Genomic DNA, 22,163 nt, shown 5'->3' with positions numbered 1-22,163 from the left:
CCGTCGCCGGCGCGCTCGCCGATCTGCCGACGATCGCTCGGCGGCACGACAGTGGCCGCTTCGAAATCCTTTTAGGCGCTACACGGAGATAGTAGAGTAACTGAGTGATATCATGGACGTCGACATCATCTCCGAGCAGGAGAACCCCATGTTGCATCGGACGGACGTGACCTTCGAACTCGTCCACGAGGACGCCACGCCCTCGCGACTGCAGGTTCGGGACAGCCTGGCGGCGAAGCTGAACAAGGACGCCGACGAGGTCGTCATCCGCCAGCTCGACACCAAGTTCGGGATGCGCAAGACCGTTGGCGAGGCCAAGGTCTACGACACGGCCGACTACGCCCGCGAGGTCGAACAGGACCACATGCTCGAGCGCAACAAGATCGGCGCCGAAGAGGAGGCCGAGGCCGAAGCGGAGGAAGCGTAAATGGCTCGCTACGAACTCTACGACGACGACGGGAGCACCGACCGCGACCAGTGTCCCCGGTGTGGTGACGTGTTCCTCGCCGACCACGGTGACCGCCTGCACTGCGGGAAGTGCGGCTACACCGAGTGGGAGTAACGGCGACGAGTAACCGCACTCCGTTTCTGTGCCTACCGCGGCCTGCAGCCGCGGCCGGTACTGCTATCACACGTAACTGTGAGTTCCGACACCAGAATCCTCGGTATCGAAGGCACCGCCTGGGCCGCCAGCGCGGCCGTCTTCGACGCCGGATCCGACGACGTTTTCATCGAGAGCGACGCCTACCAGCCCGACAGCGGCGGCATTCACCCCCGCGAAGCGTCCGAACACATGCACGACGCCGTCCCGCGGGTCGTCGAGCGAGCGCTCGACCACGCCCGTGAGACCCACGACGGGCCGGCCACGGAGTCGCCCGTCGACGCGGTCGCCTTCTCCCGTGGCCCCGGCCTGGGACCGTGCCTGCGGGTCGTCGGCACCGCCGCGCGCGCGCTGAGTCAGGCGCTCGACGTGCCGCTGGTCGGCGTCAACCACATGGTCGCCCACCTCGAGATCGGTCGCCACACCGCGGACTTCGAGTCGCCGGTTTGTCTCAACGCCAGCGGCGCGAACGCCCACCTGCTGGCCTACCGCAACGGGCGCTACCGGGTGCTCGGCGAGACGATGGACACCGGCGTCGGCAACGCGATCGACAAGTTCACCCGCCACGTCGGCTGGTCCCACCCCGGCGGTCCCAAGGTCGAGGCGGCCGCCGAGGACGGCAGGTACGTCGACCTCCCCTACGTCGTCAAGGGGATGGACTTCTCGTTTTCGGGGATCATGAGCGCCGCGAAACAGCGATACGACGACGACGTCCCGGTCGACGACATCTGTTACTCCCTGCAGGAGACGATCTTCGGGATGCTGACCGAGGTCTCGGAACGCGCCCTCTCGCTGACCGGTAGCGACGAACTCGTGTTGGGCGGCGGCGTCGGGCAGAACGCCCGCCTGCGCGAGATGCTTCAGGAGATGTGCGACCAGCGCGGCGCCGCGTTCCACGCCCCCGAACCGCGATTCCTGCGGGACAACGCCGGCATGATCGCCGTCCTCGGCGCGAAGATGTACGACGCCGGCGACACCCTCGCGCTCGAGGACTCGCGCGTCGACCCCGACTTCCGGCCGGACCAGGTGCCGGTGACGTGGCGGCGGGACGAACCCGAACTCGCCGCTGGCCGCGGCGCGGACGCCGCGGGCGACGAACGGACGCAGGTCCGCGGCGCCGAGGCCCTCGTCGACGTCGCGCCCGACGCGGGCCTGGTGACGAAACGCCGCGAGCCCAAGCGGTATCGCCACCCCGACCTCGACGAGCGCCTCCGCCGCGAGCGGACGACCTTAGAGGCCAGGCTGACGAGCCTGGCCCGCCGCGAGGGCGTGCCGACGCCGGTCCTCTCGGACGTCGATTCGCGGGACGCGCGCCTCGAACTCGAGTACGTCGGCGAGCGCGATCTCCGGGACGCGCTGGCCCCCGACCGCGTGCGCGACGTGGGACGGCACCTGGCGCGGCTGCACCAGGCGGGGTTCGTCCACGGGGATCCGACGACGCGGAACGTTCGCGTCGACGGAGACCGTACCTACCTCATCGACTTCGGGCTCGGCTACCACACCGACCACGTCGAGGACTATGCGATGGACCTCCACGTTTTCGACCAGAGCCTGGTCGGCACCGCGGACGAGCCCGCCCCGCTCCGGGAGGCCGTCCGCGAGGGGTACCGCGCGGTCGGCGACGAGCGAGTGCTCGAACGGCTGCGAGAGGTCGAGGGCCGCGGACGGTATCAGTCGCAATAACCGATCCGAACCGAGATATCGCACCTGCTTGCAGCAATCGCCGCGCCACACAATACTCTTATCGGGGGAGGACGTATCACCTGCCATGGCAGAGAAGCCGACTTCCGGTGAGATCCTCGGGGTACCGTACAACTTCGAACGTCCGAGCATCGGCCGCATGCTCTCGTCCTACTGGCAGCCCGGCGAGGGGATGCTCGTCGAGAAGCCCTTCGGGGTCGGCTACACCCTGAACCTGGCCAACTGGCGGTCGTGGATCGTCGTCCTGATCGCCGGTGCCCTCCTCTGGCAGGAACAGTCCGGCGGGACGGACGGCGGTGCGGACCGCACCGACGAGCCCGTCGAGGTCATCGTCGACGACGCCGAGACGGACGACTGAGCGACGCTCTACGCTACTTCTCGCGCGATTTCCGATCCTCGCTCGTCAGCACGAGCAGTCGATCGCGGGACGGGAGACTGGACGCGGCGCAACCGACGACGCTTTGCCGTCGCCGCGACGTCGCTCGCATATGGCCATTCGATTCGTCACCGGTAACGACGGGAAGGTCCGCGAGGCGCGGGACTACCTCGAGGGGATCGAATCCGTCGAACAGCTCGCGTACGACTACACCGAGGTCCAGAGCGACTCGCTCGCGGAGATCGCAACCCGCGGCGCCCGCGAAGCGTTCGAACACCTCGGGAGCGACGAGCCGGTGCTCGTCGACGACGCGGGTCTGTTCGTCGACGCCCTGGGCGGGTTCCCCGGCCCGTACTCGTCGTACGTTGAGGACACCGTGGGCGTCGAGCGCCTCTGGCGGCTCGCGGCGGACGAGGAGAACCGCCGTGCACAGTTCCGGACCGTGCTCGCGTACGCGGACGAGAGCGGCACCGAAACGTTCGAGGGCTCGGTCGCAGGCACGCTCGTCGCGCCCCGCGGCGAGGGCGGGTTCGGCTACGACCCGATCTTCGAGTACAATGGACAGACGATGGCCGAGATGAGTACCGAAGAGAAGAACGCGATTTCGCACCGGGGCCGCGCGCTGGCCGCGTTCGCCGAGTGGTACGCCGGGCGCGACGACTGACGCCCGCTTCCGCGCTCGCTATTCCACGACCGCAGCGGAAGCGCTAGTCGCCGCGCTCGGCGTTCGCGGCGTCGTCCGCCGCCAGTTGTGCTTCCGTGACGATTTTCGCTTCGCTCTTGACGCTGACGCCCTCCCAGTCGTGATCCGCGTGGTACCCCTCGCGGTCCTTCGCGCTGGGGGCGACGCGGATGAACTCGGCCTTCTCGCGGGCCGCGGGGATCGTGTGCCCCCCGCAGTAGGAGAGGCCGGACTGGATGCCGGCACAGAACTCCTCGACGATGTCGGCGACCGGGCCCTTGTACGGCGTCAGCGCCTCGACGCCCTCGTCGGCGCTGACGTTGTTCTCCTTGTCGTCGCGCTTCTTCGCCGCGGTCGTCGTCGCCATTCCCCGCGAGCGCTTGTACCGGGTCCCGTCGACCTCGACCACCGCACCAGGCGCTTCCTCGGTCCCCGCGAAGAGGCTGCCCATCATGACGGTGTCGGCACCCGCCATCAGCGCCTTCACCGCGTCCCCGGAGGTGCGGATGCCGCCGTCCGCGCAGACGCTGACGTCCAGGTCCGCGGCCGCCTCGGCGCAGTCGTCGACGGCCGTCAGCTGCGGAACGCCGGCCCCCGCAACCTTCCGGGTGGTACAGTGCGAGCCCGGGCCGATGCCGACTTTCACGCAGTCGGCGCCGGCGGTCGCCAGGTCCCTGACGCCCGCGGGCGTCGCGACGTTGCCGGCGATCAGGTCAGTCTCCGGGAACTCGGCCCGGAGCCGCTCGACGGCCTCGATCGTTCGCTCGAGGTGGCCGTGGGCTACGTCGACCACGAGCGCGTCGACGCCGGCGTCGACCAGGCCGGCGCTGCGGGCGACGTAGTCCTCGTTGATCCCGACGGCGGCGGCCACCTGCTCGTCGGCGGCGGTCACCGCGGCGACCTGGTCGGCCTGTTCCGCCGACGTGAGAAAGCGGTGGAGGACGCCGATCCCGCCGGCGCGGGAGAGTTCGATCGCCAGCTCGGCCTCCGTAACGGTGTCCATCGCGGCGGAAACCAGTGGCGTATCCAGTTCGATGCGCGGCGTAAACGGCGTCGAGAGATCGACGTCGCCGCGGCTGTCGACCGGCGAGCGGTTCGGAACGAGGAGCACGTCACCGTAGCTTAGCCCGGTGCGGAGATTGCGTAAGTCGCTCATACCCCGTACTAGTGAGTCGGTCGCGCCGCATAAGTCCCCCGCCGCCGCTCGACGGGCCGACCGGTCCGACCCGTCGAAAAGCGTCGCCACCCGTCCGATACGGCCTACGCTCGCGGGTCGCGATCCGGCCCCGGGTACTCCCAGTCGTTGTCACCGCCGTCGCTGTCGCCGCCGTCCTCGACCGCCGCGTATAGGCTCTCGGCGTCGAACAGCCTGGCGAACGCGTCCGGCGGGCGGATGCTGACCGAGATGCGGGGCTGGAGTGTCAGCCCAGCCGCCGCCGACCGGAGCCGTTCGTCGTAGGAGAGGAGGTGCGCCGCCTCACCCCGATAGGCCGACGCCAGTGCGGGGTGGTCGCCCTCGGGCTGGTCGACCGCGACGCGCTCGGCCTCGAGTCGCTCGCGGTGGTCGGCCGCGAGCGTCGGATCGGCCAGGCGCGCGACCAGGCGCTCCGTCTGATCGAGCAGCGGGTCGCTGGCGACGAGTTCGACCCAGGAGTGGCTGCGGACGTGGTCCAGCGCCTCGCGCGCGTCGCCGCCGAGCAGGAGGTCCGCCGCGAGCACGTCGGCGTCGGCGACGACGCGGGCGGGGTTCGGTTCGTCGCGGTCGCGCACGGACTCGCTTTCGTTCTCAGCCATCGTCGTCCTCCGTTTCCCCTTCCCCCTCCGCTTGTCCGTCTCCCGCTCGGATCGACGCGAGTTCCGCTCGGATCCGCTCGCGATCGGCGTCGTACTCCGCCCCGCGATCGAACAGGTCGGCCCAGCGCTCGCTCATCGGCGGGGGTTGGAGCCGCGTGATGAAAGGTCGTCCGACTCGCGACTCGGGTGCTCACTGCGCCGGCCGAGACCCGGTCTCCGACCGCCGTACGAGCAGCGGGAACGCGACGGCCCCGAGGACGAACGCCGCGCCGACGTTGACGACCAGGCCGACGACGCCGACGGCGACGACGAGCGCGAGCGAACGGCTGCCGGAGACAGGGTCGAACGCCGCCTTACCGAGTTCGAGCGCGACGACGACGAGCAACACCCCGAGGACGGCCGTCGGGAACGCGGCGAGGACGGCGCCGGTGGCGACCAGCGCGAGCGCGAGGTAGCCGATTCCCAGCAGGACGTTCGCGCCGCCGGTCCGCGCGCCGAAGGCGTACTTGCCGGCGAGTCCGCCGCTGCCGTGGCACATCGGGATGCCGCCCAACGGAATCGCCGTCAGACAGGTCGCGCCCATGCTCGTCGAGAGCGCGTCGGCGGAGACGTCTCGATCGTAGAGGTCGCCACAGAGCAAGGCGGTCGCGATCGCCGCGTTCCCGACCGTCATCCCCAACTGGGCGACGGTGCCCTCGAGCGCGGCCGACGTGACCGTCGGCGTCCCCGCGGGAAAGACCGTGAGTTCCGGCGCCGTCGGCGTCGGCACGCCCGTCGTCGCGACGGCCGCGACCCCGCCGAGCCCGAGGACCGCGAGCACGCTCGCCTGGCGGTAGCCGACGAGCGCGAACAGGCCGACGACGGCCAGGCCGGCCGCGGCGACCGGGGGGTTCCCGAGCGAGAGGTCGACGGCCGCTTCGAACAGGAGGAGCGCGACCGCGAACTGCACGCCGCGGATGACCGGTTCGCCGACGACCCGCTGGAGCCGCCCGACGAGCCCCAGTCGCCCGACGGCGAGCAGGACGCCGCCGGCGAACAACCCGGCCGCGGCGAGTTCCGCGTAGGAGAGCGCGCCGACGATGGCCAGGCCGACCAGCGCCTTCATCGGTTCGACGGAGAGGGGGAGTCCGTAGTACACCCCCCAGACGATCTGAAAGACGCCGAAGCCGATGAGGACGTGAGGCAGGGAGACGCTCGTCGTCGCGGCCAGCGCGATCAGCAGGGGGAGTACCGTAACCGAATCACCTAGCGCACCCGTGAGTTCGCTGGCGGAGAACTCGAGGTCGGATTCGGCCCGCGATCCCAGCGAATACGCCATCTATGCCGGCTATGCGCGGCGCTTCCTTCACTCTTGTTCGTAACCACACACGGTTTCGTAGCTCCGCGTATGCGGGTGGTTTCGGTTACGTACCGGCGAGCGTAACCGATTGATCGCCGGCTCCGAGTCGGCGGTTACCGATCAGCGACGTGTCAGCCGCGACCGACTATCGACGCGGCTAAGAGGGTTCGGCGGGAGCGATCCGCCGTGAGCGACCTCGGAAAAATCGATCGCGCGTTCTTCGACCGTCACATCGCGCCGAACCTCGGCGCCGATCGCGACGACGTCGCCGTCGGTCCGACCCACGGCGTCGACTTCGGCGTGCTGGACGTCGGCGATCGGGCGCTGGTCACCGCCACGGACCCGCTGTCGATCCTTCCCGCGTTGGGGTTCGAGCGGGCGGCGCGGTTCGCCCTCGACCTCGTGCTCGCGGACGTGGCCGTCAGCGGCGTCCCCCCGTCACACCTCTCGATCTGTTTTACCCTCCCCGAGGGGATGACCGACGACGAGTTCGCGACGGTCTGGGAGACGATCCACGCCGAGTGCGCCGACCTCGGCGTCGCAGTCGTGACCGGCCACACGGCCCGCTACGCTGACCCGTCCCACCCCTGGGTCGGCGCCGCAACCGCGATGGGCGTCGGCGACCACGGTGACATCGTCCGCCCCGACGGGGCCTGTGAGGGCGACCGACTGCTCCTGACGAACGGTCCCGGCGTCGAAGCCGTCGGCCTGTTGAGCACCCTCTTCGGCGACCAGTTGGATCTCCCGAACGACGTCGTCGCGGACGCGCAGGATCGCCTCGACGAGGTCTTCGCCGTCCGCGACGCCCTCACCGCGGCCGCCGCGGGCCCGGTGACGGCGATGCACGACGTGACGGAGGGCGGCCTGGCCGGCGCGCTCAACGAGATGGCCGACGGCGCGGGCGCCCGGTTCGCGATCGACGGGGACGCCGTCCCGCTGCGGCCGGGCGTCCGCGAGGTCTGTGACGCCCTCGAGATCGATCCCTGGGCGGCGACCAGTTGCGGCTCGCTCCTGATCGCGGTCGACCCCGACGGCGTCGACGACGTGCGCGGGGCGCTCGAGGAGCGGGGCACGCCAGTCGCCGAAATCGGTCGCGTCGACGCGGCCGGTGGCGAATCCGCAGCCGAGGGCGGAAACGAGGCCGGTGCCGTCCTCGTCGACGGCGATCGACTCGCCCATCCCTGCGTCGATCCGTCGTGGGCGGCCTATTCCCGCCTGGCGGACCGCGCCGAGTAGTCCCGATCCCCGCGACTCGTCTGCCACGTCCGACGTCCGGAGACCGTTAGATAATCCGACCATCACCGCTTAGTATAACCGGGAAATAGCCTCACGCATGCGAACACCAGCACCCGATAGCCGACCGGTCGCGCTGACGATCGCCGGCAGCGACTCCGGCGGCGGCGCCGGGATCCAGGCCGATCTCGCGACGATGGCCGCCCACGGCGTCTTCGGCACGTCGGCGATCACGGCCGTCACCGCCCAGCACACCCGCGGCGTCGAGTCCTCGTTCGTCCTTCCGATCGAGGAGATCGAAGCGCAACTGGCGGCCGTCACCGGCGACTTCGCCGTCGGCGCCGCGAAGACGGGGATGCTCGCGACGACCGAAGTCATCGAAACCGTCGCCGAGCGGGCCAGTGAGTTCGACTTCCCGCTGGTGGTCGACCCCGTGATGGTCGCGACCTCCGGCGACCGCCTGCTGGAGCGCGAGGCCGAGCGCGCCTACGAGGACCTGCTGGGCCGGGCGGCCCTCGTGACGCCGAACGCCGACGAGGCCGAGGTCCTGACCGATATCGCCGTCACCGACGAGGAAAGTGCCCGCGAGGCCGGCCAGGCGATCCTCGAGACCGGCGTCGACGCCGTCCTCGTGAAGGGCGGGCACGTCCCCGGTGAGCGCGTTCAGGACGTGCTCGTCACCGATGACATCGTCCGGGCGTTCGAACACCCCCGCGTCGGCACCGACGCCACCCACGGCTCCGGCTGTGCCCTGGCCGCGGCGATCGCGGCTCGCCTGGCCAAGGGCGAGCCCCTCGAGACCGCCGTGGAGGGCGCGACCGACTTCCTGGCGCGTGCGGTGCGCTACTACTACGACGTCGGAGAGGGTCACGGCGCGGTCAACCACATGGTCCCGCTGCGCAACGAGGCCGCCCGCGAGACCACCGCCGAGGAGGTTCAAGCGGTCGTCGACCGGTTCGTCGACGCCGACGTCTCGGCGCTGGTCCCCGAGGTGGGGATGAACGTCGTCGGCGCGACGCCGTACGCCGAGTCCGTCGCCGAGACCGCCGCCGTCGAGGGCCGGATCACGCGGACGCTGTCGGGCGTCCAGCCCAACCGCGGGGTCCGGTTCGGCGCCTCGAGCCACGTCGCCAGGTTCCTCCTGTCGGCCCGCGAGTTCGACCCCGAGTACCGGTTCGCGGTCAACTGCCGGTTCGACCCGTCCGTCGAGGACGCGCTCGACGCGCTCGCCTGGCCGGTCGCCGAGTACGACCGCGGCGAGGAGCCCGACGAGGTCAAAGCGACCGACGGCCGGACGATGGGCTGGGGCGCTCGCCAGGCCTTCGCGGATCGCGACGAGCCCCCGGTCGCGGTCGTCGATCGCGGCGACGTCGGCAAAGAGGCGATGGTGAAACTCCTCGCTCCGGACGCCGAGACGCTCGCCGACCGCGCGCTGGCGCTCGATTCGGAGGTGGCCGAATGAGTGCGACCGACCTCGACGTCGGGGTCATCCTTCCGCAGTACGGGACCGGTATGGAGACGGTGCGAGACACCGCGCTCGAGGCCGAGTCGCTGGGCTACGACTCGGTCTGGCTCGAGGACCACTTCCAGTCGTGGATCGGCGATCCGCGCCGGAACGCCCACGAGTGCTGGACGACCCTGAGCGCGATCGCCGAGGCGACCGACCGGGTGCGGCTGGGCACGCTCGTCACCAGCCAGTCGTACCGTCATCCCGCCTTACTCGCGAAGATGGCGGCCTCCGTCGATCACGTTAGCGACGGGCGCCTCGAACTCGGCCTCGGCGCGGGCTGGTACGAAGACGAGTACGACCGCTTCGGCTACGAGTTCCGGGAGCCGCCGGCCGAGCGGCTCCGCCGCCTGGCCGAGACCGTCGAGATTTTGCAGGGACTGTGGACCGAGGAGACCTACAGCCACGAGGGAGAGCACCTCGACGTCGATCTCGACGAGGCGTTCTGCGAGCCCCGGCCCGTTCAGGACCCGCACCCGCCGATCTGGATCGGCGGCGGCGGCGAGAACTTTACCCTGCGGTACACCGCCGAGTTGGCCGACGGCTGGAACTACGGCACGCTCGACCCCGAGGGGTTCGCCGAGAAGCTCGACGTGCTGCGCGAGCACTGCGAGAGCGAGGAACGGTACGACGAGATCCGCAAGTCCGCGGAGCTGTTCGCCTTTGTCGGCGAGACGACCGAGGAAGCCGAGGAAAAGCGCGAGGCGTTCCGGAGCGAGTTCCTGGCCGGCGAACCCGCCGAACCCCGCGAGTTCTTCCTCTCGGGCTACCTCGAGACGGCACCCGCCGGTACGCCGGCCGAGGTCCGCGACCGGCTTGCCGACTACGCCGACGTCGGTATCGAGACGGTCATGCTCGCGATGCCGTCCGTCGCCGACGACGGGGACGAGAGCCTCGCCCTGCTGGCCGACGAGTTGCTCGACTAGTCGGCTCGCGAACCGATAGCTAATTTGTGACGGCCCTGCTATCGCGGCACATGGTCGACAGTCCGTTCGACGTCGAGATCGAAGTCGGCGAAGTGATCGATGCCGAGCCGTTTCCCGAAGCCGAGAAGCCGGAAATGACGAAACTGTGGATCGACCTCAGCGGGGATGCCGGCGACGAGAGCGAGGCCGAAGGCGGCGGCGAACCGATCCAGTCCGCCGCGCAACTCGACTATCACTACGACGCCGACGCCCTCGTCGGTCGCCAGGTGCTCTGTGCGACGAACCTCGGATCGGTGCGGATCGCCGGCTTCAAATCCGAGGCGCTGACCGTCGGCGTCCCCTGCGAGGAGGGGTATCCGATTCTCGTCTCGCCGGACGAGGAGGTGCCACTCGGCGGCCCGTTGTACTGAACTCGGTCGTTCGTAGATCGGCCGATTACCGCCGCTGAAATGGTTTTAACGGGTGAATAAGTATAGACAGTGCTCGCGTAGGACTAAGCGGCGAGGGATCGAATTCGGTCGTTGCCAGACCCGTTCGACACTCCGAGACGTCACGTCACCCTCGCCGGTGATCGGAGATCGTTCCAACGTCACGCCAGCCGACGATTCCGATCCTCTATCCACCCACCTACCACCGGAAACCAGTGACGGGGCCGACGGCGACCGTCGGCTCCCGGCCGACGTTTTATTGATCGTCTCGAATCGGTAGTCGACGGTTCGAGAGCGGCCGATCGAAGTCGAAGCGAGACGAAAACTCCAGAGCGGACAGCGACGGCTGCGGCGTTTCGAGGGCCCTGCGGGGACAATACCTATCCGGCCGTGTACTCGTTGCGAACGGACCACTTTCACCGCGGAATCCGCAGGATTTTAGCGGTGGACGGACACCCACCGTATATGACCGAGGCGACGGGGATCGTCGGGGAATTCTTCTCCTTGAAGGAAGCGACCGACGCCGAACTACTGACGATGCAGTGTGGCGATTTCTACGAATTCTTCGGCGAGGACGCCGAGATCGTCAGCGACGAGCTCGACCTCAAAGTCTCCCAGAAGTCCTCTCACGGCTCGTCGTACCCCATGGCCGGCGTGCCGGTCGACGACCTCACGCCCTATCTCAAGGCCCTCGTCGAGCGCGGCTACCGCGTCGCCGTCGCCGATCAGTACGAGACCGACTCCGGACACGCGCGCGAGATCGTCCGCGTCGTGACTCCCGGCACCCTGCTAGAGACCAGCGACGCCGACGCGCAGTACCTGGCGGCGGTCATCGACGGCTCGAGCGGGAGCGAAACGACGAGCGCGGACGGAGACGCGTACGGCCTGGCGTTTGCCGACGTGACGACCGGCCGCTTCCTCGTCGCGGACGCCGACGACGTCGACGAGGCGCTGACCGAACTGTACCGGTTCGACCCGGTCGAGGTGCTGCCGGGGCCCGACGTGCGCACCGACGACGAACTGCTGGATCTGGTCCGCGAGCGCGTCGACGCGACACTGACGCTCCACGAGACCGAGGCGTTCGCGCCGAAGCGGGCCGACCATCGGGTTCGCGAGCAGTTCGGCACCGAGACCGTCGAGCGGCTGTCGGCCGCCGAGCCGGCCGTCGCCGCCGCCGGCGCGATCCTCTCGTACGTCGAGGAGACCGGCGCGGGCGTGCTGGCCTCGATGACCCGCATCCAGGCCCACCACGGGAACGATCACGTCACGCTGGACGCGACGACCCAGCGCAACCTCGAACTCACCGAGACCATGCAGGGCGAGCGCGACGGGTCGCTGTTCGCGACGATCGACCACACCGAGACCAGCGCCGGCGGCCGCCTGCTCAAGGAGTGGCTCCAGCGGCCGCGCCGGTCGCTGGAGACGCTCGAGCGCCGCCAGGACAGTGTCGCTGCGCTCTCGACGGCGGCGCTGGCCCGCGACGAGATTCAGGACACGCTCGGCGAGGCCTACGACCTGGCGCGGCTCGCCTCGAAGGCGACCCACGGCAGCGCCGACGCGCGGGACCTGGTCGCCGTCCGGGAGACGCTGGCGGTCCTGCCGCGCCTGGCCGAGACCATCGCATCGAACCCGGACCTGGCCGACTCGCCGCTCGCGGAGATCGTCGAGCGGCCGAACCGGGAGGCGGCCGCGGCCCTCCGGGAGACCCTGGCGGAGGCCATCGCCGAAGACCCGCCGTCGACGGTGACCCAGGGCGAACTCCTCCAACGAGGGTACGACGACGAACTGGACGAGGTCATCGAGCGCCACGAGGCGGTCAAGGAGTGGCTCGACACCCTCGCCGAACGCGAGAAGCGCCAGCACGACCTCTCGCACGTCACCGTCGACCGGAACAAGACCGACGGCTACTACGTTCAGGTCGGCAAGTCCGCCGCCGACGGGGTGCCGGACCACTACGAGGAGATCAAGACGCTGAAGAACTCCAAGCGGTTCACCACCGACGAACTCGAGGAGAAAGAGCGAGAGATCCTCCGCCTCGAGGAGCAACGCGGGGAACTGGAGTACGAACTCTTCGAGGAGCTCCGCGAGGCGGTCGCCGGCCGCGCCGAACTGCTCCAGGACGTCGGCCGCGCGCTGGCGACCGTCGACGCGCTCGCCAGCCTGGCGACCCACGCGGCCGAGAACCGGTGGGTCCAGCCCGACCTCCACCGGGACGACCGCTTCGAGATCGATCAGGGCCGGCACCCGGTCGTCGAGCAGACGACGGAGTTCGTCCCCAACGACGTGCGGATGGACGAGGATCGCGGCTTTTTGGTCGTTACCGGGCCCAACATGTCCGGGAAATCGACGTACATGCGACAGGTCGCCGGGATCGTCCTGCTGGCGCAGATCGGCAGTTTCGTTCCCGCGAAGGAGGCCGAGATCGGCCTGGTCGACGGCATCTTCACCCGCGTCGGCGCGCTGGACGAACTCGCGCAGGGCCGGTCGACGTTCATGGTCGAGATGAGCGAACTCTCGAACATCCTCCACGCGGCGACCGAGGAGTCGCTCGTGATCTTAGACGAAGTGGGGCGGGGAACCGCGACCTACGACGGCATCTCGATCGCCTGGGCGGCGACGGAGTACCTGCACAACGAAGTACAGGCGAAGACCCTCTTCGCCACCCACTACCACGAACTGACGGGGCTCGCGGAGAACCTCCCGCGCGTGGCCAACGTCCACGTGGCCGCCGACGAGCGCGACGGCGACGTCACGTTTCTCCGAACGGTCCGGGACGGGCCGACCGACCGCTCCTACGGGATCCACGTCGCCGACCTCGCCGGCGTCCCCGATCCGGTCGTCGACCGCGCGCGGGACGTCCTCGAACGTCTGCGCGAGGAGAAGGCCATCGAGGCCAAGGGCGGCGGCTCGACCGAGCCCGTCCAGGCCGTCTTCGATCTGGGGAGCGAAACGATGCGGACGCAGAATCAGGGCCAGGACGGCTCGCAAGCGCAGACACCGGCGACGACCGACGGCGGCCCGGCGGGCGCCGGTGGTGGGGCCGAGTCCGGCGAGGACGACGACCAGGCGATCGATCCCGAAGTGAAAGCGGTCCTCTCGGATCTCGAGTCGATCGACGTGAACACGACGCCGCCGATCGAACTCGTCACGAAGGTTCAGGAGCTACAGGAGCGACTCGAGGAGTGATTGCGAGCGGGAGCCGCCGGGTGCCGGGAACCCGGTCGGCGGCCCGTCAGCACCGCTCGCCGAGATCCCGCCACTCGTGGAGGTCGTGGAGGGTCAGTTCGACCTCGTACCCGCAACCGTCGCAGTGAAACGCCACCGTCCGATACCCCGGTTGGAACTCCTCGGCGTCGCCGTGTTCGGCGCATTCGATTCTGATCCCGCGCTCCCCACCGTCGGGTACGTCGACAGTGTAGCTGGTCATGATAGTGAAAGCCGGTCCCGCGTTCGACGCTGGAATCGACCATCCGACGTAACTTAGCTGTTTCACCGCGGTCGGCCGGCGCGAATCGGTCGGCTACGACCCGATCAGGCGCGGACCGAACTCGCCGAGTCCCGCTCGTCGGCGTCGTCCGGACCGTCCTCGGGTCGGTGATTGCCGATCACGACGTTGACCGCCGCGCCGACCAGGAGGACGAGCGCGTTGCCGTAGAGCCAGATGAGCAACAGGATGACCGCCCCGAGGGTCTCGAACGTGCCGACGGTATTCACCAGGTCGGCGTAGATTCCGAAGATCGCCTCGAGGAGCACCCAGCCCGCGGCGGCGATGACGGTACCCGGCAGCGCCTCCCGCATCGAGACGTCCGGTTCCGGGAAGACGTAGTACATCGGGAAGAACGCGGCCGCTAAGGCGAGAAACAGCGCGAACGGCGTGAGCACCTCGACGAGGGGGTGGTCGATCGCGGCCAGGGTCGTCGCACCGAAGCCGGCACCGACGGTGGCGACGAAGATAACGGTGAAGACGATCGCGCCGTCGACCAGTTGCTCGAGGAACGAACTCTCGTCGTCCGCGTAGAGTTCGTCGAACGCGGTGTTGATCCCGCGGAAGATGCGCAGCATTCCCCACAGCAGCGAGACGAGCCCGATCAGCGACGCGCCGGCCCGCTCGGAGGCGTGAGTCAGCGCCTCGTACACCAGGCCCTGGCCGGCGGGACTGAGGTGGTCGCGGGCCATCGCGACGAGTTGTTCGGTCAGGTAGTCGTTGCCGACCGCGCCGGCGATGATGAACAACAGCAGGAGGAGCGGCAGCAGGGAGAGGAACGCGGCGTGGGCGATGCTGCCCGCCATGAACGTCACGTTGTGCTCGTCGATGACGGCGGCCACGTCGCGAGCGACGGAGTAGATCCGTCGCGGGTCCATACGGTGTAGTCGGTCGGGGAGCCGAAAAGACCAGCGCTGGCACTCGCTGTCCGCGACGCCGGCGGGACCGGATACCGGCCCTGGACGCCGCTATCGATAGAATTTTGCGAATAAACGATACTCGTTAGCACGATGCACGACTCTGACTTCGACGTTGCGGGGCGGACCGCGATCGTCACCGGCGCGAGCCAAGGCATTGGTCGAGCGATCGCGGAGACGCTCGCGACCGGCGGCGCCAACGTCGCGATCTGCTCGCGTTCGATGGATCGCGTGGGTCCGGTCGCCGAGGAAATCAACGACGCCGACGACGCCGACGGCCAGGCGATCGCCGTCGAGTGCAACGTCCGCGAGCGCGACCAGGTGCAACGTCTGGTCGACGAAACGGTCGCCGAGTTCGGCGACATCGACGTCCTCGTGAACAACGCCGGCGGGGAGTTCGTCGCGCCCTTCGAGGAGATCTCGGCGAACGGCTGGCAGACCATCGTCGACCTCAATTTGAACAGCACCGTCCACTGCACGCAACTCGCCGGCGAGGTCATGCGCGAGGGGTCGGGCGGCATCATCGTCAACCTCTCGTCGGTCAACGGCCAGCACGCCGCGCCCGGCGAGAGCCACTACGGCGCGTCGAAGGCGGCGATCATCCGCCTCACCGAGACGCTGGCCGTCGAATGGGCTGAGCACGGCATCCGCGTCAACTGCGTCGCGCCGGGGCTGATCCAGACGCCTGGCGTCGCCGAGACGCTGGGTATCGACAGCGAGGCCATGCCGCCCCGCGAGGCGACCGACCGACGCATCGGGCACGCCGAGGAGATCGCCGACGTGGTCCGGTTCCTCGCCAGCCCCGCGGCCTCGTTCATGAACGGCGAGACGATCACTGCGAAGGGGGTTCCGCGGGCCGGGAACTCGATGTCACAGGACCTGGGGCTCGAGGACTGACGGCGCTCGGGATCGGTCGCTGCCGTTCCGCCGCCCCGCCGTCTCGCTGCGCCGCGTGCCCCGCGACGATCGACGACATCGAGGCGGACGTAAGACCTAACCAGTCGCCGTCTGTACGGCTATCCAGTACGCCAACGCCAGGCGCGTCGGCCAGCCACCGACGCCGAACTATCATGAGTGAGGAGCACACCCCGTCCGAGGACGACACCGACATCCGCCAGTTAGACGAGGACACCGTCGCCCGCATCGCCGCCGGCGAGGTCGTCGAACGACCAGCCAGCGCAGTGAAGGAACTCGTCGAGAACAGCCTCGATGCCGACGCCGACCGCGTCGACGTGACCGTGGAGGAAGGCGGCACCGAGTTGATTCGGGTCGCCGACGACGGCCGCGGGATGAGCGAGGCGGACGTTCGCGCGTCCGTCCGCGAGCACACGACCAGTAAGATCGACGGTCTCGAGGATCTGGAGTCGGGCGTCCGGACGCTCGGCTTCCGAGGCGAGGCCCTGCACACCATCGGCTCGGTCTCGCGGCTGACCATCTGCTCGCGCCCCCGCGACGGGGACGGCGCGGGCACGGAACTCGTCTACGAGGGCGGCGACGTTGTCACCGTCGAACCGACGGGTTGTCCGGCGGGGACGACCGTCGAGGTCGCGGACCTGTTCTACAACACCCCCGCCCGCCGGAAGTTCCTCAAGACGACGGCGACGGAGTTCGCCCACGTCAACCGCGTCGTCACCCGCTACGCGCTCGCGAACCCGGACGTGGCCGTCTCCCTGACCCACGACGGCCGCGAGGTCTTCGCTACGACCGGCCAGGGCGACCGCCAGGCCGCCGTTCTCTCGGTCTACGGCCGCGAGGTCGCCTCGTCGATGATCCCCGTCGAGGCCGACGGCGACGACCTGCCGCCGGGCCCGCTCGACTCGGTGTCCGGCCTGGTCTCCCATCCCGAGACGAACCGCTCGAGTCGGGACTACCTGGCGACCTACGTTAACGGCCGCGCGGTGACCGCCGACGCGATCCGCGAGGGGATCATGGGCGCCTACGGCACGCAGTTAGGCGGCGACCGCTACCCGTTCGTCACGCTCTTCCTCGACGTGCCGGCCGACGCGGTCGACGTGAACGTCCACCCGCGCAAGCGGGAGGTGCGGTTCGACGACGACGACGCGGTGCGCCGCCAGGTCGACGCCGCCGTGGAGAGCGCCCTGCTCGACCACGGGCTGCTCCGCTCGCGCGCCCCGCGCGGCCGATCGGCGCCGGGCGAAGCGCGCGTCGAACCCGGGACCGGGAGCGATCGCGGCCGCGGGGCCGGGGTCGGAAACGGAGCCGAGTCGCCAGGCGAGCCGACGACGCTCGAGACGGCGACCGACACCACCGATGCCGAATCCCCACGGGAAGCCGCCGACTCGGACGGTGACGCCGGTGAACCCACGTCCGAGGCCGCGGATCCGGACGCCGCGACGGGCGACGAGCCGAGGCGTTCGGCGCCGACGGGCGAGCGTCGCTCCGCGTCCGCGCCTGGCGAGTCTCCCGCGACGACCGACGCGGCCTCGTCGGAGACGAGCGCCGACGAATCCGACGTCGCGGCCAACGGATCGGCGACCGCGGAGTCCCGGAACGCACCGACGGCAGGTGCATCCGACGCGACTCCGTCGGCGTCCGCCTCGCCCGACTCGGACGATGACGGAACGTCCGCGGCGCCGGACCGGGCGTCGACGGCGAACCGGGACGTCGACGCAGACGCCGACCGCGAGCGCAAGTTTGCGCCCGCGACCGAACAGCGGACGCTGACGGGCGAACCCGCGACCGGCGAGGGAAGCGAGTTCGACTCGCTGCCGTCGCTGCGGGTGCTCGGCCAACTGCACGACACGTACCTGGTCTGCGAGACGCCCGACGGGCTCGTCCTGATCGACCAGCACGCGGCCGACGAGCGGGTCAACTACGAGCGCCTGCGAGACGCGTTCGCGGACGATCCGACCGCCCAGGCGCTCGCGGACCCGGTCGAACTCGAGTTAACCGCGGCTGAGGCCGAGGCCTTCGAAAACTACCGAGAGGCGCTCTCACGGCTGGGATTCTACGCCGACCGGATCGACGACCGGACGGTCGCGGTGACGACCGTCCCCGCGGTCCTCGAGGAGACCCTCGAGCCGGCGCGGCTGCGGGACGTCCTCGCCTCCTTCATCGAGGGTGACCGCAAGACCGGCGCGGAGACGGTCGACGCCCTGGCCGACGAGTTCCTCGGGGACCTGGCCTGTTACCCGTCGATCACCGGCAACACGTCGCTGACGGAGGGGTCGGTCGTCGACCTGCTGTCGGCGTTAGACGACTGCGAGAACCCCTACGCCTGTCCGCACGGCCGACCGGTGATCGTCCGCTTCGACGAGGACGAAATCGAGGATCGGTTCGAGCGAGACTATCCCGGCCACGGCGGGTAGGTCGCCGAATTCGAATCCTCGACCTGACGGCCGTCCCGCGGACTGATAACTGGTAGGTGACTCGAACCCGTAGCACCGGCCATGCCTGCGCCTCACGAACTCGACGGCGCCGACGCCGGCGGCCAGTTCCTCCGGACCGCGGTCTCGCTGTCGGTCCTCGAAAACGAGCCCGTCCGCCTGGTCGACGTCCGCGGCGATCGATCGACGCCTGGCCTGCGCCATCAGCACCTGGCGGTCCTCGAGACGCTGGCCGAACTGTGCGACGCCGACGTGTCGGGGGCCGAACTCGGCGCGGAGACGATCGAATTCGATCCGGGACACGACGGTGGTGGACTCGCGGGCGGCGAGTACGCCGTCGACATCGGCACCGCCGGCAGCGTGACGCTGCTGTTCGAGTCCCTGCTCCCGCTGGCGACGGTTCTCCGGGCCCCGCTGTCGGTCACCGTCACCGGCGGCACCGACGTCGCCTGGTCGCCGCCGCTCGACTACTTCCGGCGCGTGAAACTGCCGCTCGTCCGCCGGTACGGGATCGCGGCGACCTGCGAGGTCGACCGGCGAGGGTTCTATCCCGACGGCGGCGGGCGGGCGACGCTCCGGCTCGCACCGTCGACGATCGAGCCGATCGACCTGACTGAGCGGGGCCCGATCGAGGGTATTCGGCTCTACTCGACCGAGTCGGAGTCGCTGGCGGACCGCGACGTTGCGTCTCGGCAAGCCGAAGGTACGCTCGAGCGGCTACACGTCGGGCCGGGAGCGTTCGGCCGTGGGACCGAGGACGGAAACGTGACCGAGCGCGCCGACGCCGACGGGGCCGCCGACCGACGCGCCGTCGAACTGATCGAGCGGTGCGAGACGACCGCGGCCAGCCCATCACCGGGTTCCGCGCTGGTGCTCCGCATCGATCACGGGACCGGTATCGCCGGCTTCACCGCGCTGGGAGAACGCGAGAAACCCGCGGAGCGCGTCGGCGAAGACGCCGCGGACGCCGCGAACCGCTTCCTCGAGGGAACGGCGCCGGTCGATCGGCACCTGGCCGATCAGTTGCTCGTCTTCCTGGCGCTGGCCGGCGGGCAGGTTCGCGCCCCGGCCGTGACCGACCACGTCGAGACGAGTTGCAAGTTGCTCGCGGCCTTCGGCGCCGACGTCGAACGCAAGCGAGACGGCGAGACGGCGATCGTTTCGGTCGCGTCGCCGCTGGACGATTCCGGGTAGCGTCGGCGGGGCCGAGCCCCCGTGACCGAGAGAGCGGACGGGGGCGCGCGTCGGCACACCGCCACAACTTATAGCGCGGCCGTCCGTTGGCTCCGGTATGATCGAAGGACGCAGTACCGGTCCCGCTCGCGGTCGATCGGTCCGGAGGGCCGAGCCGTGAGCGATATCGTGACGTTCGGCGAGACGATGCTCCGGCTGTCGCCGCCCGACAGCGAGCGTCTCGAGGACGCCGACGAATTCGAGGTGCGCGCGGCGGGGGCCGAGAGCAACGTCGCCATCGCAGCGAATCGCCTCGGCGCCGACGCGGTCTGGACGTCGAAGGTCCCCGAGACGCCGCTCGGACGGCGCGTCGTCGGCGAACTCCGCAGCCACGGGATCGAGACCGACGTCGTCTGGAGCCACCGCGGCCGCCAGGGGACCTACTACCTCGAACAGGGGGGCACACCGCGCGGAAACAACGTCATCTACGACCGCGAGAACACCGCTGTCTCGACGGCTGCGGCCCGCGAGTTCGACCTCGACCCGATCCGGAACGCGCGGGTCTTCTTTACGACCGGCATCACACCCGCGCTCTCCTCGACGCTCCGGGACACGACGGCGAACCTGCTCAAGGCGGCCCAGCAGGGCGGGACGACGACCGCCTTCGACTTCAACTACCGGAACAAGCTCTGGTCGCCCAGCGAGGCCAAAGAGACCTTGACGCGGCTGTTCCCGGGCATCGATGTGCTCGTGATCGCCGCCCGCGACGCGCGGACCGTCCTCGGGTTCGAGGACGATCCGCGACAGCTCGCACACAGACTCGGCTCCCAGTACGACTTCACGACCGTCATCGTCACGCGGGGCTCCGAGGGCGCGGTCGGCTGGCACGACAACGTCGTCCACGATCAGCCCGCCTACGAGACCGACACCGTCGATCCGATCGGGACCGGCGACGCCTTCACCGGCGCGTTCATCGCCAGGCGGCTCGACGGCGACGACGTCCCGACCGCCCTCGAGTACGCCGCGGCGACGGCCGCGCTCAAGCGGACGATTCCCGGGGACGTCGCGCTGGTCACCGCCGACGAGGTCGAGACGGTCGTCAGCGAACAGGCCGAAGATATCTCGCGATAGCGCGCCACACCACCGTTTTCCGCCGATCGTTCGACGGCGACCGAGCCGACGCGCCGGCGAGACGACCGACGCGGATGATTGGACGGATTTGTCAGAACCGGTTTTATGGAGGCGTCGAAAGCCATCGGACACAATGACACGTGGAGGCGCACTGCTGATCGCACTGCTCGTGGCTGCAAGCTCCGTCACGATGGCCGCGGCCGCCGGTGCAGTCGCACCGACGTCCGAGATGGAATCGACGACGACCGAGAGCGCGGGCGACGCCGAATCCGGGGGCGAGGCCTACGCCGGCGCACACGTCGCCTTCGACGTCGAGGGCGACGCCGTCACCGACTACCGCGTCGGCGGCGATCAGGTCTTCTCGTCGGTCGCAGTCCAGTCTCAGAGCGAAGCCGACCTCGGGGCCGGCCTCGGTGCCGATGCCGATCTCGAGGCGGCGACGAATCTCAACGGCGCCGGCCTGGCGATGTCGAGCCAGACCGAGGCGAGCGCCGAGGTCGCGGCCGAGAGCGGCGCGACGCTGTCGGCCCACGATACCCCGCGCGGCACGCTGGTCGTCGAGAGCGGCGGCGAGTCCCAGTACGTCGCGGCCGAACTCGGGGCCGATGCCGAGGCCCGCGAAGGCGGGGACGGCGACGGCGACCGAGTCGTCGTCGAGACCGACGACCGCGAGGGCGTCTTCCTCGTCGTCGGCGACGGCGGGGTGACCGTCACCGACGACGGGAACGTGACCGCCGACCTCGGCGAGGACGCGACGCTCGCGTTCCGCTCCTATCAGGACGGCGAGCGCGACGACCAGGCCCGGTACGAGGAGTCGCTGATCGCCGCGGGCGACGCGGCCATCGAAGTGACGGCCGACCACCGCGACGGCGAGACGGTCACCGACGCCGTCACCTACGGGCAGGAGACGTCCGCCGAGGTCGCGACGACCGCCGAGGGGCAGGTCGAAGTGACCGTCGACCGCGCCGTCCACGAGGGAACGGTCGTGGTGACCACCCTCTCCGAGGAGGCCGTCGGCAGCCTCGAGGACGTCTCGGTCGCCGTCGACGGCGAGACCGCGGTCGAAGCCTCCTCGAAGAGTGACCTCGTGGGCGCCATCGGCAGCGACGAGTCCCGCTACATGGTCGTTCAGGACGCGCAGGCCGAGGGCCAGGCGACCGTCTACGTCGCGGTCAATCACTTCTCGAAGCGGACGGCGACGATCGACGGCGACGACGATTCCGAGGGCGGAACCGACGACGGCGACGAGTCCGAGAGCGAGACTACCAGCGGCAGCACGTCCGAGAGTTCCGAGGGCGATGATACCGTAACCGACGACGAGGAACGTTCCGACGAAAGCGACGCCGGCTCCAGTGATAGCGAGAGCGAGACCGATGCCGGCGAGGACGACGACAGCGTCCCCGGCTTCAGCGTCGGCGTCGGCATCGCCGCCGTCGCGACCTCGCTCGCCGGCCTGGTCGCGCGATTGCGGGAGTAACTCCGTCGCAGTTGCCGTCACGGACTGAGAGGGCTGAGAGCTTCGAT

Annotated in this window: 21 protein-coding genes; 15 read left to right on the top strand and 6 right to left on the bottom strand. The window is 69.6% G+C overall.

From position 1 onward, the window contains the following. The first annotated feature begins 112 nt into the window (after nt 1-112). The 5 genes from BMY29_RS12155 to BMY29_RS12135 all read left to right on the top strand — a co-directional run bounded on the left by BMY29_RS12155 (nt 113) and on the right by BMY29_RS12135 (nt 3,342). The gene (locus BMY29_RS12155) at nt 113-427 is read left to right on the top strand and encodes a 30S ribosomal protein S24e (protein ID WP_049991171.1); all 315 of its coding nucleotides are present in this window, start codon (nt 113-115) and stop codon (nt 425-427) included. Next, nucleotides 428-562, top strand: a complete 135-nt coding sequence (locus BMY29_RS12150; RefSeq protein WP_049991172.1) for a 30S ribosomal protein S27ae — start codon at nt 428-430, stop codon at nt 560-562. Nucleotides 563-640: 78 nt separating this feature from the next. Further along, entirely contained in the window at nt 641-2,284 is a 1,644-nt protein-coding gene (locus BMY29_RS12145) for a bifunctional N(6)-L-threonylcarbamoyladenine synthase/serine/threonine protein kinase (protein ID WP_049991173.1), read from the top strand. An 85-nt stretch (nt 2,285-2,369) separates the two neighbouring features. Next, nucleotides 2,370-2,660, top strand: coding sequence for a DUF5808 domain-containing protein (locus BMY29_RS12140; protein WP_049991174.1), 291 nt, complete (start codon nt 2,370-2,372; stop codon nt 2,658-2,660). A gap of 130 nt (nt 2,661-2,790) precedes the next feature. Further along, complete coding sequence (locus BMY29_RS12135) at nt 2,791-3,342, top strand: XTP/dITP diphosphatase (protein ID WP_049991175.1); 552 nt, start codon at nt 2,791-2,793, stop codon at nt 3,340-3,342. 43 nt (nt 3,343-3,385) lie between these two features. On the opposite strand, the gene BMY29_RS12130 is transcribed toward BMY29_RS12135, so the two are convergent. From BMY29_RS12130 to BMY29_RS12120, 4 genes are all read right to left on the bottom strand, one after another. Beyond that, the gene (locus BMY29_RS12130) at nt 3,386-4,516 is read right to left on the bottom strand and encodes a guanosine monophosphate reductase (RefSeq protein WP_049991176.1); all 1,131 of its coding nucleotides are present in this window, start codon (nt 4,514-4,516) and stop codon (nt 3,386-3,388) included. Nucleotides 4,517-4,620: 104 nt separating this feature from the next. Next, entirely contained in the window at nt 4,621-5,154 is a 534-nt protein-coding gene (locus tag BMY29_RS12125; protein WP_049991177.1) for a DUF7384 family protein, read from the bottom strand. Then, complete coding sequence (locus tag BMY29_RS21095) at nt 5,147-5,290, bottom strand: hypothetical protein (protein ID WP_173424933.1); 144 nt, start codon at nt 5,288-5,290, stop codon at nt 5,147-5,149. The genes BMY29_RS12125 and BMY29_RS21095 overlap by 8 nt, the downstream gene beginning before the upstream one ends. A 54-nt stretch (nt 5,291-5,344) precedes the next feature. Next, on the bottom strand, nt 5,345-6,472 hold the full coding sequence (locus BMY29_RS12120; protein ID WP_049991178.1) for a putative sulfate/molybdate transporter: 1,128 nt from the start codon (nt 6,470-6,472) through the stop codon (nt 5,345-5,347). 207 nt (nt 6,473-6,679) lie between these two features. On the opposite strand from BMY29_RS12120, the gene BMY29_RS12115 reads away from it, so the two are divergent. The 5 genes from BMY29_RS12115 to mutS all read left to right on the top strand — a co-directional run bounded on the left by BMY29_RS12115 (nt 6,680) and on the right by mutS (nt 13,773). Then, nucleotides 6,680-7,729: an AIR synthase family protein gene (locus BMY29_RS12115; protein WP_049991179.1), complete on the top strand. Its 1,050-nt coding sequence runs from the start codon at nt 6,680-6,682 to the stop codon at nt 7,727-7,729. 97 nt (nt 7,730-7,826) lie between these two features. Continuing rightward, complete coding sequence (gene thiD / locus BMY29_RS12110; protein ID WP_049991180.1) at nt 7,827-9,188, top strand: bifunctional hydroxymethylpyrimidine kinase/phosphomethylpyrimidine kinase; 1,362 nt, start codon at nt 7,827-7,829, stop codon at nt 9,186-9,188. Continuing rightward, the gene (locus BMY29_RS12105; RefSeq protein WP_074854741.1) at nt 9,185-10,159 is read left to right on the top strand and encodes a TIGR03560 family F420-dependent LLM class oxidoreductase; all 975 of its coding nucleotides are present in this window, start codon (nt 9,185-9,187) and stop codon (nt 10,157-10,159) included. Before thiD ends, BMY29_RS12105 begins: the two co-directional genes overlap by 4 nt. A gap of 50 nt (nt 10,160-10,209) precedes the next feature. Beyond that, nucleotides 10,210-10,569 carry a tRNA-binding protein gene (locus tag BMY29_RS12100; protein WP_049988919.1) on the top strand — a complete coding sequence of 120 codons (360 nt, stop codon included), beginning with the start codon at nt 10,210-10,212 and terminating at the stop codon, nt 10,567-10,569. Between the two features lie 483 nt (nt 10,570-11,052). After that, nucleotides 11,053-13,773, top strand: coding sequence for a DNA mismatch repair protein MutS (gene mutS / locus BMY29_RS12095; protein ID WP_049988918.1), 2,721 nt, complete (start codon nt 11,053-11,055; stop codon nt 13,771-13,773). A 46-nt stretch (nt 13,774-13,819) separates the two neighbouring features. Here the strand turns inward: mutS and BMY29_RS12090 are convergent, their stop codons facing one another. Next, the gene (locus BMY29_RS12090; protein WP_049988917.1) at nt 13,820-14,014 is read right to left on the bottom strand and encodes a hypothetical protein; all 195 of its coding nucleotides are present in this window, start codon (nt 14,012-14,014) and stop codon (nt 13,820-13,822) included. 104 nt (nt 14,015-14,118) lie between these two features. Then, nucleotides 14,119-14,949 (bottom strand): YihY/virulence factor BrkB family protein, encoded by an 831-nt coding sequence (locus BMY29_RS12085; protein ID WP_049988916.1) that lies wholly within the window; start codon nt 14,947-14,949, stop codon nt 14,119-14,121. A 132-nt stretch (nt 14,950-15,081) separates the two neighbouring features. Here BMY29_RS12085 and BMY29_RS12080 point away from each other — a divergent pair, with 132 nt between their 5' ends. From BMY29_RS12080 to BMY29_RS12060, 5 genes are all read left to right on the top strand, one after another. Beyond that, nucleotides 15,082-15,885 carry an SDR family NAD(P)-dependent oxidoreductase gene (locus BMY29_RS12080; RefSeq protein ID WP_049988915.1) on the top strand — a complete coding sequence of 268 codons (804 nt, stop codon included), beginning with the start codon at nt 15,082-15,084 and terminating at the stop codon, nt 15,883-15,885. 173 nt (nt 15,886-16,058) lie between these two features. Further along, nucleotides 16,059-18,317 (top strand): DNA mismatch repair endonuclease MutL, encoded by a 2,259-nt coding sequence (gene mutL / locus BMY29_RS12075; RefSeq protein ID WP_049988914.1) that lies wholly within the window; start codon nt 16,059-16,061, stop codon nt 18,315-18,317. A gap of 81 nt (nt 18,318-18,398) precedes the next feature. Continuing rightward, nucleotides 18,399-19,529: an RNA 3'-terminal phosphate cyclase gene (gene rtcA, locus BMY29_RS12070; RefSeq protein WP_049988913.1), complete on the top strand. Its 1,131-nt coding sequence runs from the start codon at nt 18,399-18,401 to the stop codon at nt 19,527-19,529. Between the two features lie 156 nt (nt 19,530-19,685). Continuing rightward, the gene (kdgK1, locus tag BMY29_RS12065; protein ID WP_049988912.1) at nt 19,686-20,639 is read left to right on the top strand and encodes a bifunctional 2-dehydro-3-deoxygluconokinase/2-dehydro-3-deoxygalactonokinase; all 954 of its coding nucleotides are present in this window, start codon (nt 19,686-19,688) and stop codon (nt 20,637-20,639) included. A gap of 133 nt (nt 20,640-20,772) precedes the next feature. Continuing rightward, nucleotides 20,773-22,116 (top strand): putative sodium/potassium/calcium exchanger, encoded by a 1,344-nt coding sequence (locus BMY29_RS12060; RefSeq protein WP_049988911.1) that lies wholly within the window; start codon nt 20,773-20,775, stop codon nt 22,114-22,116. Nucleotides 22,117-22,163: the final 47 nt, after the last annotated feature.

This window comes from Natrinema salifodinae, from assembly GCF_900110455.1.
GTDB lineage: Archaea > Halobacteriota > Halobacteria > Halobacteriales > Natrialbaceae > Natrinema > Natrinema salifodinae.
This window is presented reverse-complemented; position numbering and strand designations above follow the sequence as displayed.